General features: G+C 44.3%; 12 protein-coding genes and 4 tRNA genes. 6 read left to right on the forward strand and 10 right to left on the reverse strand.

Features of this window, described 5'->3' with window-relative positions:
• Nucleotides 1–69: 69 nt before the first annotated feature.
• From recB to recD, 3 genes are read right to left on the reverse strand one after another with little or no spacing between them, the layout of a single operon-like run.
• Nucleotides 70–3504, reverse strand: coding sequence for an exodeoxyribonuclease V subunit beta (gene recB, locus AB4Z08_RS06540; protein WP_441572931.1), 3435 nt, complete (start codon nucleotides 3502–3504; stop codon nucleotides 70–72).
• The gene (gene recC / locus AB4Z08_RS06545) at nucleotides 3501–6710 is read right to left on the reverse strand and encodes an exodeoxyribonuclease V subunit gamma (protein ID WP_441572932.1); all 3210 of its coding nucleotides are present in this window, start codon (nucleotides 6708–6710) and stop codon (nucleotides 3501–3503) included. Before recC ends, recB begins: the two co-directional genes overlap by 4 nt.
• 45 nt (nucleotides 6711–6755) lie before the next feature.
• Complete coding sequence (recD, locus tag AB4Z08_RS06550) at nucleotides 6756–8573, reverse strand: exodeoxyribonuclease V subunit alpha (protein WP_441572933.1); 1818 nt, start codon at nucleotides 8571–8573, stop codon at nucleotides 6756–6758.
• Between the two features lie 97 nt (nucleotides 8574–8670).
• Between recD and AB4Z08_RS06555 the strand changes: the two genes are divergently transcribed.
• Nucleotides 8671–9228, forward strand: a complete 558-nt coding sequence (locus AB4Z08_RS06555) for a hypothetical protein (RefSeq protein WP_441572934.1) — start codon at nucleotides 8671–8673, stop codon at nucleotides 9226–9228.
• A 31-nt stretch (nucleotides 9229–9259) separates the two neighbouring features.
• Nucleotides 9260–9655, forward strand: a complete 396-nt coding sequence (pth2, locus tag AB4Z08_RS06560) for an aminoacyl-tRNA hydrolase (RefSeq protein ID WP_441572935.1) — start codon at nucleotides 9260–9262, stop codon at nucleotides 9653–9655.
• On the opposite strand, the gene AB4Z08_RS06565 is transcribed toward pth2, so the two are convergent.
• From AB4Z08_RS06565 to AB4Z08_RS06590, 6 genes are all read right to left on the reverse strand, one after another.
• The gene (locus AB4Z08_RS06565) at nucleotides 9652–9861 is read right to left on the reverse strand and encodes a YwbE family protein (protein ID WP_441572936.1); all 210 of its coding nucleotides are present in this window, start codon (nucleotides 9859–9861) and stop codon (nucleotides 9652–9654) included. The genes pth2 and AB4Z08_RS06565 overlap by 4 nt on opposite strands.
• Before the next feature lie 88 nt (nucleotides 9862–9949).
• A complete protein-coding gene (locus tag AB4Z08_RS06570) occupies nucleotides 9950–11044 on the reverse strand; it encodes a slipin family protein (RefSeq protein ID WP_441572937.1) in 1095 nt (364 codons plus the stop codon).
• 506 nt (nucleotides 11045–11550) lie between these two features.
• A tRNA-Phe gene (locus AB4Z08_RS06575) sits at nucleotides 11551–11625 on the reverse strand.
• 7 nt (nucleotides 11626–11632) lie between these two features.
• Nucleotides 11633–11718 (reverse strand) — tRNA-Tyr (locus AB4Z08_RS06580).
• A gap of 222 nt (nucleotides 11719–11940) precedes the next feature.
• A tRNA-His gene (locus tag AB4Z08_RS06585) sits at nucleotides 11941–12013 on the reverse strand.
• Nucleotides 12014–12024: 11 nt separating this feature from the next.
• A tRNA-Ile gene (locus AB4Z08_RS06590) sits at nucleotides 12025–12097 on the reverse strand.
• Nucleotides 12098–12927: 830 nt separating this feature from the next.
• Between AB4Z08_RS06590 and AB4Z08_RS06595 the strand changes: the two genes are divergently transcribed.
• The 3 genes from AB4Z08_RS06595 to AB4Z08_RS06605 all read left to right on the forward strand — a co-directional run bounded on the left by AB4Z08_RS06595 (nucleotide 12928) and on the right by AB4Z08_RS06605 (nucleotide 13979).
• Nucleotides 12928–13302: a response regulator gene (locus tag AB4Z08_RS06595; RefSeq protein WP_441572938.1), complete on the forward strand. Its 375-nt coding sequence runs from the start codon at nucleotides 12928–12930 to the stop codon at nucleotides 13300–13302.
• Nucleotides 13299–13598 carry a winged helix-turn-helix domain-containing protein gene (locus AB4Z08_RS06600; protein ID WP_441572939.1) on the forward strand — a complete coding sequence of 100 codons (300 nt, stop codon included), beginning with the start codon at nucleotides 13299–13301 and terminating at the stop codon, nucleotides 13596–13598. Before AB4Z08_RS06595 ends, AB4Z08_RS06600 begins: the two co-directional genes overlap by 4 nt.
• A gap of 105 nt (nucleotides 13599–13703) precedes the next feature.
• Nucleotides 13704–13979, forward strand: coding sequence for a hypothetical protein (locus tag AB4Z08_RS06605; RefSeq protein ID WP_441572940.1), 276 nt, complete (start codon nucleotides 13704–13706; stop codon nucleotides 13977–13979).
• A gap of 51 nt (nucleotides 13980–14030) precedes the next feature.
• Here AB4Z08_RS06605 and AB4Z08_RS06610 read toward each other — a convergent pair whose 3' ends face one another.
• Nucleotides 14031–14387 carry a hypothetical protein gene (locus tag AB4Z08_RS06610; protein WP_441572941.1) on the reverse strand — a complete coding sequence of 119 codons (357 nt, stop codon included), beginning with the start codon at nucleotides 14385–14387 and terminating at the stop codon, nucleotides 14031–14033.
• A gap of 577 nt (nucleotides 14388–14964) precedes the next feature.
• Here AB4Z08_RS06610 and AB4Z08_RS06615 point away from each other — a divergent pair.
• The gene (locus AB4Z08_RS06615) at nucleotides 14965–15684 is read left to right on the forward strand and encodes a hypothetical protein (protein ID WP_441572942.1); all 720 of its coding nucleotides are present in this window, start codon (nucleotides 14965–14967) and stop codon (nucleotides 15682–15684) included.
• Nucleotides 15685–15688 lie beyond the last annotated feature (4 nt).

The following is a 15688-nucleotide window of genomic DNA, read 5'->3' on the forward strand; positions in this document are numbered from 1 at the left end:
GTTAGCTTTTAGCTAAGAGCGAGTGGGGGATCACTTTTAGTAGTATGCCCGTAGCCGTTAGCGATAATGTTAACGGCTATGGGTATTTTTTTTTGTTAGCAAGGATTCTAGCAATTGTATCTTTTTCAAATTGGGCCTGGCGGTAAAAATGCCTTGCCCACTGGTGTTTCTGACACCACGCACAAAGCAATAGATAACGCCGCCAAACTGTCTTTCGTAATCAAAGCCAGGAATGCGGCTTTCCAGGTATTTTTTTACAGCTACCGTGTATATGAAATATTGCAGGTGATAATTACTTTCATTCATCGCCGCTGCAAGTCCTTCTTTGTCATAATCCGCCACACTGTTGCCCAGATAGTTTGATTTCCAGTCGAGGATATAATATTTACCGTGGTATTCAAAGAAAAGGTCAATTTTCCCGTTCATGATTCCTTCCAGTTCCTGGCTGCTATATTCAGAGAAACGTTTTACACTCACGCTCACCTGGTCATCAGAAAGATTGTTGAGCAGGTTTGCCTGAAATACCGGTACCGGGAAATCAAATTCAAATTCTGCCAGCCGCTGCTGACGCCCTACAGATGCCAGTTGGAAAGTATTGCCTGCTATGTGAATGGGAGTATACATCACATGCTGTAACATTTCGTGTAACCGTTCAAGGTATACTTCTCTTTGCCCCGGTACAAATCGGCGGATAGCTTCTTCCAGCCAATGATCCCATTTGCTGTTATCGGAGAAATTGATGCTTTCAAAAATGAAGTGCAACAGGTTTCCTGTTTTAGCACCGCGGCGTAGCGTGGTGAAAATGAAATTATCGTAAGGATCTGTTTGTTGGAAAGAGCGTACACGTGGCCGGTGTTCGGGTTTGGCGGCCAGCATGGTATAGCTCATCTTGCGCCAGTTTTGTTCCAGCAGATGGAAGGCTACCGGAGCGCGGTTGACTGCCAGTTTACCTTTGGTAGTTTGCTGCCGGTAAGTTTGTTCTGTTGTAGCCGGAATAGCTCCCTGCAGCTGTATCAGCGAGGGATCCGGATTCGCTACGGCTAATGCTTTCAGGAAAAATGCCAGCGAAGAATCTTTGAATTTGGTGAAATTATTTTTAAACAGGTAACATTTATACACCGCGCGAGTGATGGCCACATAAATTAAGCGGCGGTTCTCCTGCTCTTGTTGTTGCTGGTAGGCTTCCAGTTGATCTTCTGAGAGACGGGCACGTTGTGTGCCCAGGTAATCGCCGCTTGCCGGGTCGCGGAAGCTGACAAACTCAATGTTTTGTGATTCCACGAAGTCCAGGAAAGGAGCCATTACAATTTTGTATTCCAGCCCTTTACTTTTATGGATGGTGACAATATTTACCGCCTCTTCATCACTTTCTACGCGCTGGGCATATTCATCACCATCGGTAGTCATGCCGTCAATGCCGCGTTTGAGCCAGGAAATAAGATCCCGCATAGACAGGTTTTTCCGGCTTTGCACCTGGTGTACCAGTTCCGATAGTTGATAGAGATTAGTGATAATCCGTTCTCCGTTTTCGGTATGTCCATCGAGTAACACGTGGCGTACGTTGAAATCGGTAATGAATTCCATCAGCGCGGTGTAGGCGCCATCGCGTTGCCAGAGGTTGCGGTATTTGCCGAACAGGTCCAGCATGGTTTCATCGTCCAGCTTCAAAATAGTGCTGGTATTGTATCCGGTGAAAGACCCTAACAGCGCGCGGTTAATAGACGATCGGTCCGGCGTTTCCATGGCTTCCAGGATATGCAGTAATTGCTGTGCTTCTCCTGATCTCAGCACTCTGGCTTCATCGATGGTCACGGCTGGTATGCCCAGTTTTGCAAGGGCATGTTTAATATCTTTCCCTTCCTGGCCTGTGCGTACTAATATACCTATGTCTGAAGGGGTAATGTTGCGGCTACCTTTGTCATTTTCAATCCGGTAGTCCTTATCCAGCAATAGTTGCGCTATCTGCGCTGCTACTGCTTCGCAGATGGTTTCTTTTTTATCGCAGGCAATAACTTCTATGGGTACTTCTTTCCTGCTGCCTTTAAACAGATAACCTTTGGTATTATTCTCCGGACTGTTCACCGGGATATAATCAATGCTATCGCTTTCTCCTCCGAAGTCGAAGGTGTCGAAGCCGGGAGTAGGTTCAAAGAAGATGTTCATAGCACGGATCAGGTTTTCCGCAGAGCGGAAATTCTGATTCATGTCATACACCTGTTGTACGCCGTTGCGGGCATTGAAGTAAGTGAAGATATCTGCTTTACGCCAGGCGTAAATACTTTGCTTTGGGTCGCCGATATAGAACAGCGTGGTGTTTTGGCCGAAGGCCTTATCAAATACCTCAAACTGCTCACGGTCGGTGTCCTGGAACTCATCTACGAAAACCGCCTTGTATTTGTTTTGCAGATTAGCGATGAGATCCGGATTGCCGTTTTTTACCAGGGCTGTATGCAGGTTGTTGATGAGGTCATCATACCCCATCATATTACTGCGTTCTTTAAAGAGACGTACCTGCTCTCCCACTTCTTTAATGGCTGTATAGAAAAGGTGACGGCGTATTGATTGTTGATATTCGGTGAGCTGCTGACGTATTTCTTCTACTTTGTCCAGTTCTTCCAGAATATCCGGGAAAACGGCTTCAATATATTTGGCATCTTTTCTTTTGGCGAGGATCTTTTTTACCAGCAATTCCGGCTGTGCTACTAATTCCGGCCATTCCTTTTTGGTATACCGGTTACTAGTACAGGCAGCAATAAGCCGGGCACTGTTGGCAGTAATGCCTTCGTACAGCTTTTCTATGGCAATTTGTACATTGGCAGCCAGTTGATCCATTTCCTGGATCCATTTGTCCTGCTGTTCTTCGCTGATGGTGTCCGGAATGTCTTCCCGGTAGCCTATATATTTTTTTCCGTTGAGATGCTCCTGTATGACTTTCTGCAGATCGGCTTTCATTTTCTCCTCCCAGATGCTTTCCAGCAGGCTGGTTTTGAGCGTGGTGATATTTCTGCGCCAGAATTTATTCAATTCATTTTCCACTACCGGCGTAAGGTCCGGCACCATTTGGGCGCCAAATAGCTGGTTGGTTTCAAAAGCGTATTCATTCAGTGTTTGCTGGCAGAAGCCGTGGATAGTCAATACAGAGGTTTCATCCAGCAGCAGGATAGCATCGCGCAGCAGTTGTTGTACCGGTAGCGGGTCCTCCGGATCTATCACTTCCAGCACCAGGTCCAGTATTTTTTCATCGGCTATGTCCTTACCCATACTGGCTTTATACGCCTGCCGGATAAAAAGACGAATCCTTTCTTCCAGTTCTGCTACGGCGGCCCGGGTGAAAGTTACCATCAGTATTTCTTTGACAGACAGCTTTTGCTCCAGTATCAGCCGGAGTACGAGGATAGCGATGGAATAGGTTTTCCCTGTTCCGGCGCTGGCCTCAATCAGATTGCTGCCCTCCAGTGGTACTGTAGTGGCCTCAAACTTTTTATATATAATGCTATCGATCATTTCTCTTTATCTGGTTTTTCAAAATACGCCGGCAGCAATGTTGTCAACGGCGCTATCAGCAAGTCGTATACATCGAGGAAACTGGTCAGTGCCTCTTCTCTGTCAAAAAATCCCTGTTCATATACCTGCACGATATAAGGATCCGGCGCTTCATGCCGGTCAATCAACCCGGTAATTTTGCTTTTAAATTTCTTCAGATCTATGGTGAGTACATCTTTCGCACTAATTTCCAGATCCGGATAAAAAGAAATGATATGCGTAAATCCGGTTTTGTATACTTTAATAATTTCTGTTAAGCGGCGTGTGGCTTCTTCCTGTGTGAGCGCCACCGCTTCAAATGCGTCTTCTTTTTTAGTACCTGAAATGTAGCAGAGATGCGTGATCACTCCCGCCGCCCTGCCCGCGAGATAACGGATATAGGCTTCCACCAGGTATTTGCTTTCTCGTTTAGACCATGACACCTGTAACACCGTATGATCAAATGTCCGGATATTTCCTTTCAGCGAGCTGTTATCGATAAATAGTTCTATCGGTAACTTTTTTTCTGTCGTGCCTTGTGTACAGGCTTCGTATAAATTGCGAACGGGCACAACCAGGTCTTCCATCCGGTGAATGGCCACTGCAGCCATATTTCGGAGTGGTAGACGACCTTTTTTCACCATCACAGTTTGCAGTGTATCTTGTTCAGACGCAGGAACGGGCAGCAATTCATTTTTGACAGACCACTGCTGTAATTTATTCAGATCAAAAATTTCTGTTTCGTTCAGCAGCAGCTGACTGTCGTTATACCGAATCCCTAACACCTTATTGTAGTATGCCCGGAACGGATTTTTGAAGAAGCTGATTACTTCTTCAAGGGTAATTTCTTCAAAGGTTAAAGGAGTCGTGATTTTATTTTCATTGAGAAAGGATGCAGTGGCGGCTTCTTTCGTACTCAGATAAGAAAAAAGACGTTCATCCGTGCCAGCATATTTCCTGCTGAAACTTTGCAGCGGCTGTAAGGTCACCAGCTGACTGCGCACCGTTTCCGGCGAGGCAGTACCTGCTTCTATATAATCTATCAGTTCGTCTACCAGTGCTGATGGCGGGAGGTCGGCGTTATCTTTTGCATTTTTCCCGAGATAGCTGATGTATAAATATTCCCTGGCGGAGAGCAATGTTTCCAGGAACAGGTGTTTATCATTCTCTTTCACATTACGATCGCCTTTCTGCCGGTTGTCTTCCATGATGTTGAAGCTGGATTTATTTTCCCGGCGGGGGAACTTATCGTAATTCAATCCCATCAATGCTACCACCCTAAAGGGAATACTACGCATGGGGATGAGTGAGCAGAAAGTAATACCTCCGTTTACGAACAAACCAGCGCGGGTGCTACCGGTGAGGGTATCCAGGAAACTGTGACTAAACACCTCAAACGTTACTTTTTCACTCATAAACTCATTGAGTGCATTGTAGGCAGTGAGCTGTTTTACCAGGGTGTTATAGTCTTCATCCACATCCTCTACGGGTTCAAATACCATGTTGTGCAGTACTCTTTCCGTATAGGCCACCCACTCCACAATGGTGCGTGGACGGCGCCTGTCGAGGATAGACGACATGAGCACTTCTGCAAAATGACAAAACCGGATGACATCATGGGCATCGCTGCCTTCGGTGATATCCAGTGGGAAGAAGCTGTCTTCCCCACTGCCATATTCTTCTTCCCCGCTCATGCAGATGCCGTACATGATCCGTTGAATACCATATTGCCAGCTGACGAAATGAGTTTCATCTTTTTTGTGACCGTTGATGCCGAAGCGGATATTGGCCGCTTCAATAATCCGGCGGATGAGTACGGGATCCTCCAGGTTAAAGCGTTTACGGATGTACGAAAAGTCCAGCAGCTGCATCACTGCTTCTGCCTTAAAATTCTCTTCGTTCATGGTGAGAATAGCGTGCAGGGCATTGAAGAGGTTGTCGTTGTCCGTATAGCTTTCATCGGCGATGGTATACCTGAACGGATAGGGCGCATTGTTGAACACCGCCTTGATATAGGGTGCGTAGGCATCGATGTCGCTTACCATCACTACAATGTCGCGGGGCGACAGTTGCTCCTGCCGCCGGGCTACCAGGTGTACCAGGTAGTTGTAGAGTACTTCTACTTCACGGGCAACGGTATAACAGGCGTTGATGGTAACGGAACCATCGTTGATATCCTGTTGGGAAATGCGTTCCCTGTCTGCCGTGGTAGCGGCTATGAAAATGTCATGTTGTATTTTATGTAGCAGGGTGTCTGTATCGGGTTCTACAGTTTCAATTTCCTCATAGGCATTTATGAATGCATCGTACGCGAAGAAAAGACCGAAACTGTCCTGTATTACTCTGCCCCAGCCGGTGAGTAAGGCGTTGCCGGCTTTGGACTCTTCCAGTTCTTTGAGTCCTTTTTGCCGCCAGCGGGCCAGTTGTTTTTCATTGCGGTCATCGAACCAGAACATCACTGGTGCGGGGTTGATGATATGAAAATGTACATCTATGAAGCTGGATAGTTCATGCAGGATCTTCACGTGGTAGGCCGTGATAATGGATAATCCAAACAGGTGGATTACCGGCATACGGGAAGTGAGCGCTGCTTTATTGTGCCCGGTATTGTGTAGCGTGTCCAGGATAAAGTTACCCACGATGGTTTTATCCGGGAGAGCGCCGCCGGAGAGCTGTTTTACTTTTACCCAGAGCCAGTGTTGCCAGCCGGCGCCGGAAAGTTCCGGGGTGTTGGTATTGGTCCAGGCCTGGATCATTTCCGGGCGGTATACCTGGTACTGGTCAAACAGATCGGCTACTTTTTCCGCGAGGGCCATGCGTTTCAGGTCACTTTCTGCGTGCTGTTCTGCATAGTAGGCCGCTACTTTCGGAAATTTGGCCATGAACTCTTCCTGCCCCAGGAGTTTAAATACCAGCCAGCTGAGATTCTGAGGGGACAATACTTCAGAGAAGGGCCCGCCCAGCAATACATATAGCTGGTAGAGCAGGTCGTTAGGCTTCATGAAGCGGCAGTTGGCTGCAATGCCCAGGCGGTCTGCCAACTGGAGTTTCAGCCAGTTGTTCATACCTTCCGTTTGGGTAATAATATAGTGAGGCTGAAACACACTGTTGCCCGCATCCTGCAGGTCTTGTGCCAACCCGGATGATAAGCTATTGAGTGAGTTCGAAACTTTTAAAAACAATGCCATTGATAAATCCTTTGTTTAGACTCCGCCATTCCCGAAGCATGTTATTTAATTTGCATGCGCGTCTACTTCTCTGAATCTGGAGGCAATGCCAGAAGCTCTTTCTACAAAGCGTTCTGCCGCCATGAGGATTACTTCCGGTGTTCCCTGAACATACACTTTCTGTTTGGCACGACTCACCGCGGTGTACAGCAGTTCCCGTGTAAGAATGGGCACGTCTGTGGTATCCGGCAAAAGTACCAGTACTTCTCCGAATTCGGAGCCCTGGCTTTTATGGATGGTCATGGCGAAGGCCGTTTCCGCCTGGGTAAGATAGCCGGGTAATACCGCTTTCAGCGCCCCGGTGCTGTCTTCAAACCAGGCCATGAGCACCCCGTTTTCATCTGTCCGTATAATACCGGTATCTCCATTAAACAATCCGTGTTCATAATAGTTACGGGTAAGTATCACCGGACGGTTTTGATAAAACTCGGTATTGGCCTGAATCAGCCGTTTATCGTGCAAATATTTTTCTATTTGTTTGTTGACTGCGTACAGCCCTTGCGGTCCTTCTCTCACGGCGGTGAGTACACGTTGTGCATTTAGCAGCTTCAGTGCCGTGGGAATATCCTTTTCTTTTATAAATGTTTCGTAACCGGCAATAAAGTCTTCGAATAATTTTACAGATGCAGTAGGGTCAATGACTACCTGTTCATCTGCCGAAGGCGGGAAAAAAGAATGTATTACCGGTACATTATTGGCGATGATGGCCTTACTAAATTTACCAATGCCTGTGTTGCCGGTAAAACGGTGACTGCGCCTCAGTTCCACCAGGTGTTGAAATAGTGGATGGCTACTATCCGCGTTTTGGGTGGCAGGGATATGGCGTTGTTCATCTGCAATAAAACTGTTGATAAACTGACGCCGGGCAGCGGTAAAAAGGTTCAGTTTTTCCTGTGCCTGGCAGAGATCTCCAAACAGGCTACCTGCTTCTACGGAGGCCAGCTGGTCTTTATCTCCCAGCAAAATGAGGCGGGTACCAGGATGGATCGCTATCATCAGTTTAGCAAACAAGGCCACGTCAATCATGGAACACTCATCTACAATGACTACATCGTAGTTGAGCGGGTTGTCTTTGTTATGCCTGAAATATGGGCTGCCATTAATAGGCTTCAGCAACCGGTGAATAGTGGCTGGTTGCAGTAGCCGGAACTTTTCGGTAATGGTAGCATCTACTTCAATGGTGGTGCTGCGTAAACTTTCCGCCATACGGGCGGCTGCTTTACCGGTAGGTGCGGCCAGCGCCACTTTCAATGCGGGGTCGGTGGCAAACAGGATGGCCAGGATTTTAGCCACTGTAGTGGTTTTACCTGTACCCGGACCACCGGTAATGATGGTGAAATTATTTAATACACCGGTGATGGCAGCGGCGAGCTGCCAGTCGGCCGGATCGTTATCATCATTGATAGTGGTAGCTGTATTAAACAGTTTGCTGATCAGTGGTTGCTGGCTTTTCAATAATGCCATTCTTTCCGCCAGCAATGCCTGCTCTGTTACCAGGAACTGTTTGATGCGTTGCAGAAATTCCGTTTCATACCTGAAGTATCGTTGCAGGTAAAGCCTGTTCTGATAAATAACGAAAGGTTGTTTGTCGTTGCCATGCGTACCTACTACTGGAATGGTTTCCAGGATGCTGTTGCTGGTTTCTATTTTCTGGTAGGACTCTGGCAGGTTTTCCTGTTCTTCTTTTATTTTATCGAGATGCAGACAGATATGTCCTTCGCTCCCTTTTTTTGATAGTAGATAAGCATACGGTTTCAGCGCCGGTATATCAAAATACTCGGCAAATTGTTGATGTACATCGTTCAGCGTGGGTATGTTTCGCATTCTTATCCGGACACTTGAAAAGATTAAAGTACGACTTTTTCTGCTTCGGTTGAAAGGCTTATATTGCTTTTAATCTATAACCTATATACTGTATACTATGTCAAAGAAATGGCACATTTTAAGTGCGTTATTGTTAGTTGCCTTTTTACGTGTTAACGCCCAGCAGAATTTAGAAAGAAAGCCGAGTCAACTGAGAGCAAATTTTTCCGTTCTTGGATTGGGTGCAAATTACGAATTGCGATTGTTAAAATTCACCACACTTAACCTGGATGCAGAAGTTGGAATGGGGGTGAGTTATTCCTACAGTGATTATATGGGATCAGATTGGGGATATGCTATTGTACCGGATTTTTCAGTTGGGATAAGACAATACTATAATATTGCACGCCGCGAAAAGAAGGGAAAACGTATTGACAATAACTCCGGCAATTTTTTTACGGTGAGGGGTGGTTATATGGCTAATCCTATTGCTGCCAATGATTATTATGAAGGTAACTATGCTTATTTCGTGCCTGCCTGGGGAATGCAGCGCAGTTGGGGTAAGCACTTTAGTTTTGAAGCCCAATTTGGTATCAGGTTTAGCCCGGTAGAATATGAAAATGGTGCTATTAATGCGCTGGATGCACGTTTAAAGGTCGGGTATGTAATTTGGTAATGTTGTAAATTAGCTGCTTAAAAGGAGTCATATGTCGTCCAGGATAATTAAGCAGGTAATAGTGATGCGCAAGGATCTGAACATGCGCAAGGGAAAAATGATTGCTCAGGGAGCGCATGCTTCTATCGCGTTTCTAACGCGGCATGCCACGATCGAAGGGCATACATTACAAACCAATCTGAGAAATCCGGAAGAAGTATCTGAATGGATGACGAAAGGGTTTACCAAAATTTGTTTGTCGGTGGACTCGGAAGAAGACCTGGACCGGGTATACCAACAGGCGGTTGAAGATGGGTTAAATGCTACGCTGATAACAGATTCGGGGTTAACAGAATTTGGAGGGGTGCCTACTAAAACCTGTTGTGCTATCGGCCCTAATTTAAACGAGGAAATAGATCGTATTACAAAAGATTTGAAGTTGCTTTAATCTTCGTCCCCTACTACGTCTGTTTCAATGACTCTGCCTACCTGTCCATCTTCCAAACGTACTTTAATACCGCGGGAATGATAGGCGGCAGAGGTCAGTAAATCCTTTACGATACCATAGGTTTTTTTACCGCTGCGTTGATCTTTTTTAAGGATGATGGCCACTTCCAGGCCTGGGTATACATCTTTTCTATATTGTCCGTCCATTATTTTATTTATGCTTATGCTGCAAAGCTAGAAAAATTATGCTGAATTAATGGCTAAAGGCACCACCCTTTTGGTAGTGCCTTTTCGCTTATTTAGGGATAAATATTTGCCTTAGCTGATCAATCAGTACACCGTTTCCGCTTACGCTGATGCTGTTGATCTTTTCTGCGATTTTTTCCACATATTCCATTTCCTTCAACTTAAACAGCATCGGGTTGTCTTCCATCAGTTTGGCGGTATTCAGCAAACTTCTGGTGCTGGCTGTTTCTTCTCTTCGCATGATGATATTGGCTTGTGCCTTCTTTTCAGCTACCAGTACCTGGTTCATGATTTCCTTTACATCGCCCGGCAGGATGATATCGCGGATACCAAAGCTGGCGATGGTGATACCCAGGCTTTCCGCCTTAGGCGTAACAGCTTGCATGATATAAGGCGCCAGTGCATCTTTCTTTTCCAGCAATTCATCAAAATTCAGTACGGCGATGTATTCTCTCAGCGCCAGCTGGAACAGGATGTAGAGCTGTCGTTCGTAGTCCTTATTTTGCAACAGGGCCTTGTTGATATCTACCACCCGGTACTGTGCCCATGCGTTGATTCTCAGTGCTGCTTTGTCTTTGGTCAGGATTTCCTGACCATTGATTTCTGCCTGCAGTTGCCTGGTATCAATTTTAGAGATGGTGATAGAGATGTTATTCCTCCACCAGAAATAGATGCCAGGATACAGCGTCATAGAATATTTACCATCGATGAGCAGGATCGCCTGTTCGTGACTTTCCACGCTATAGCTCCTCACATAAGGGGCTACCAGCCGGTGGCAAAGTGTGGACCGGTCTATGTTTTCCGTGATGGCTATCTTGGAGATATCCGCGCGGATAAACTTGTAGTCGATCATATTTTTCCAGAAGGTGTATCTACCTGCGGTCAATACCTGCTTCAGCAATCCATTTTCGTAATGCAATACAATTTCTGTTTCGCTTACTTCTACTACGTGCAAAGCGGCGGTGATTTCTGGGTCTTGCAGGAGTATGTTCAGCTCCAGGGGAGCAACAAAAGGTTTGTTGATATCGAAGATTTCCACGTCTTCGTTAATCAGCCAGTGTCTGCCTTCCTGCAGCATTCGCTGATATGCTCCGTTCTTAAATATCAAGCCTCTTTCGTAGGCGTTGATGGTTACTCTTTTCATTTTCCTTTTCTTTTGGGGTTGTTAAAAAAAGCCAGCGCTGTTGTCCATTCTGCCTGCACGGAAACAGTTGTCAATCTACCGTTATTCATCAGTTAGGGCGGAAGTGCTAAGTGATGGTAATGGTATGATGTATATACCTGTTTTCTGGTGTTGGCAAAACTGCCGGTATCACCCTTTTGATGATGTGGCTGGACCTACAGCCCTGGCTTTTGTTTGTTGTTTGGTTGCTATTTTCAGTAGCAGTTTTTAACAGTTTTTAAGACTGTCTCCTGAAAGGGAGTTATCCATTGCTCTGCCGCTGAGCTACCGTTTTTCAGACGGACGGGATTCGAACCCATGACCCATAGACGATTTGGGCGAGAGCAGTGTCTTGAGGCAACAGCATACAACACGTTACTACGGCTGCACTGCAGGGCTTTGTGAAACCCTTGCCTGGTTTGCGTTCAACGACATCAATTCTCGTCTTCCCGTTGGGGAAGGATTTTAGTAAATGCTTTTCATTTACCTGGTGGATGAAGCAGGATTCGAACCTGCACTGGCGGTACTTCAAGCCGCTGCTCTACCATTGGAGCTATACATCCTTTTTAGTGTGAGTTGCAGGATTCGAACCTGCTAAGCCTGTTAAGGCGATGGTTTTACAGACCATTGCGACACTCCCGCTTCGCTGTACTCACCTTGGGGTTTCCTGTTTTTGGGTTAACAAATTTGGGGTTAACCTCATTTCGACAACACTCTTGGGGGTTAATACTCTTTTAGGGTTAACGTTCTTTTTGACAACACTTTTACCGTTAGTGTTTTGGGAGTTAACACGCTTTCCGGTTAACAAATTTGGGGTTAACACATTTTGGATGAACAAAATTTGGGTTAACAAACAGGGTTAACAACATTGGTTCTCGGGGTGCAGGCGGGGCTTGAACCCTGATCTTCCGGTTCACAGCCGGATATTCTCACCATTGAACTACATGCACCATTTACAAAAGTTGGCCAGACCGGATTCGAACCGATAACTCGCTGCATATAAGGCAGATGCTCTACCAGTTGAGCTACTGGCCGTTTTTTTGCACAAAAAAAACCGGGCGTTTATAACGACCGGTTTTTACGTTGTACATAAGCAGTTACTTATGTTCGTTGACACCTGGGTCGTTGATATTTTTTTGCATAGGGATACCATATCGATAACAGTTGTTTGTTATGATCACAGTTAAACCGTATGCTATGAATATGCGTTTGCATGCTTAATTGTTTCGTTATAAATACAAATAAAAAGCCCCGCAATCTCTTGCGGGGCTTATGTTATATTGAATTCGTTTTATCAACTATTCTGTAGCATAACATGCCCCGCACCTTGTATAGTCCTCCACGTGACTAAACCGGTTTTTTGTTTGTATGTGTAATATTGAGCGGTACATGTTTTATGATTTTTTTAACAGTGCAAAGATGGATATATTTTTTTAATATCTCCAAATTTTTTTGAAAAATATTTTTTAGCTAGATAAGTGAGGAGGATTAGCCATCACTTTTTTTGAGAAAGATGTGATCTCCTTATTTGTAATTTTCTGGTGGTTTTTGTGAATGAATTCTTAATGAAATTAGAAGTGTTATTTAACTTGTATTAAGTGTCGATTAACAAACCATTAACCGATGCATCCCTTTCAGAATGGGTGTTTCAGCGTTTTAATCTTTTTTGTTTAAAATCCGGCATACTTAGAAAATTACTCGCTTATTTTGTGTGTATGGTTATTATTTTGATAACCTTAGGGTACACCAACCAATCGCAGGAACGCCTAAAAAGATAAGCGCAACCATTATCCGTATAGCATTCTTCGAATTGTAAAATGTGCTTTTTGTCGGGATTCATTTCTTTTACAATACAGTAATATCTTATGAAATATCGCATCCTGCATGCAGACGATGATACCCTTTTCTCCCGTATCGTAAAACAAGTTTTACAGCAAAATGGCTTTGAAGTTCACAGTGCATTTGACGGTGAACAGGCATGGCTGCTTTTCAACCAGATGAGCTTTGATAGTTGTTTGCTGGATATCCAAATGCCGCATCTGGATGGAATCGGTCTGGGTGAAAGAATCAGAAATGCAGATAAACAAGTACCTATTGTGTTTCTATCAGGCGAAGATCCTGCAATAGTAGCTGCGGAAGTATTTGGGAGAGGTGGTGGCAATGGCTACTTCACAAAAACACTCAACATCAGACAATTATCTGCCCTACTAAATCTGCATCTTAATCAAAGAATACAATGAAGGATATAGGGATATTTAAACTTGACTTAAACAGTTTAATACTTACCGGACCTCGAACTGAAACGAAGTTGTCGCCTTATATGAGTAAACTGTTGATTTACCTTTACGATAATGTTAATAGAACACTTAGCATGGAAGATATTCTGCTGAATGTATGGGGCGGAAAAGAAGGCGCAAAGAAGTCGCTTTACGTTTATATTCCCAGGCTTCGCGGAATACTTGAAGAAGATGACAGGCTCGAACTGGATAATGAATATGGCAAAGGTTATGGAATAAGAGAACACAGAATTAAATAGGTGTAGTATGTTTTCCTAACAAAATACTTTCTTATATTTGATATCTGTTTCGTAGACCCAAAAGAACCGTTAGCCATATTTTTAAAAACTCAAAAAACAATTACCATGAAACTCCACAGAACATTACATCATCCTGATGGTGGGCGTTCATTAGCAGAATATGAAATCAGAGAAAACAATGTTTTTACAACCATACACCATGCAAAGGGCTCCAATTCCCTTCCCTGGTATGAGGTCAGGGACAATAAGCTATATCCTACCACGCATCATCCGGAAGGCAGAAGCTCCTTTCCCTGGTTTGAAATTACTGGAAATAGTATAACCCCGTCAATCCACCATCCGAAAGGCTGGGATGGGTTGCCCTGGTACAAGATTATGTGAAAGTAAGTAAGGGTTTACTGACGGGCCTGGCATTTAGTTGCCGGGCTTTTTTTATGAATTTATTATCTGGTCATGTGTATCAGGGTACGAGATATTTAACCATTGAATGCACTTTTCCATATTTACTTCAATGCCTTCGTGAACCAGATCTACAAAAGGGGCAGGTATCCAGGCCAATAATACTGGACCATCAGAAGTATTAAAGAGGTGAAACCAAGTATCGATAGGTGGGCAACTGTAATCGTCGAGAAAGCCATCTGTTTCATCGGTGGCTGCGCCATCAAATAAATTCCAGTCCATCATGAAGGCGAGTATCTTCCCTGCTTTGTCGATGTCCTGGTGTGCGAAGTGAGTTTCCTCTTTTCTTTTAAAATCCATCTGATAGTCAAAGACGTCCGCTATCAACATTCCTGTTTTATCATCATATGGTTTTTTTCGCCATTGGACCAATGGGGATCTGTCTGCTTCTATGTAATAGAACAGGTGGCTGGAGGGAATAGTTCGCAGAAGTGGTCTATGGCGAGCATAGGATTAGTGGATTCCTGCTTGGATAAGTGGGTGTGATTGAAAAATGGTTGAGAGGTTTGCATAACAATAGATTTTTTGATATCGAAAATTTGCATAAAAATATTAGGGCTATTTAATTCCTTAATAAATATATTTGTATACTTACTAGGGCTATTTTTTAAAATCATTGTGAAGATTATTCTGCCTAAGTTGATGAAAATATGCTTTAACAGCGTTTTTATGAGCGATAAAGTATTCAATAGAATAAAGGCGGTATTGGCTGAAAGAGGAAGAGCGAATAAATGATTAGCAGAAGCACTGGTGTGAATATTAATACAGTGTCTAAATAGTGTACTATAAAATACAACCTTCGGTTGAGACTTTGTTTGAGATTGCAGAGGCATTGGACGTGGAAGCGAGGGAGCTTCTGGTGCTAAGAAAAAGTAAATAACCCCTCTGCAGAAATTTTTAACCCACGATGCAATACAAAGAAGAACTTGATCTCCTGCGTCAACAAATCCCCATCGGTATTCGTCATGGAGGCAACCTACTTATTAAAACTAATGGCAACATAAATGAGGCGCGTCGTTTATTTGAGGACGAACTCATAGAAATTATTGTCAGTAAAACTGCTGTTTCACAGGAAGACGCTCATAAGCATTTGATCACCGCCGATTATGATATCGCCAAAACGCTTATCAGTATTGACGAATCGCGATTTACCTTGCCAGAACGGATATTGCGTAAATCGAAAGATAATAAGGAAGACGCGCTAACCTTATTAGCGCGAAACCTGGAAGATGCTAAGCGTATAAAGCGTGGGTACTGGCTCACTCTTGATCAATTGCAAGATTTGTCGGCAGTGCAGTATTGTTTATTGGTAGTAAAGGAGTGGCTGGATTATGAAGATTACGAGGGATTTGATACAGCTATGTACTTTTACCTGGATATTGTTGCTGCCCAAATTGAAACAGAGCTGTTATTACCTGAAGTGGCGGATTGCCTCCGTATAGCGAGGAAACGAAGTGACGAGATCGTTGCGCAATACAAGTTTGCTGAGAAGCCATCATTATTAGGTAATATGCTTAATGAAGATAAAAGTTTTATGAGGAGTGAAAGTGCATTTAAGAAAGCAAGGCCGGTTATTATAGATAGGCTTTATGAGCTGGTAGTGAATAATATTGGGAAGTTTGTCTGAAGCT

This window comes from Chitinophaga sp. RAB17 (assembly GCF_052114225.1).
GTDB lineage: Bacteria > Bacteroidota > Bacteroidia > Chitinophagales > Chitinophagaceae > Chitinophaga.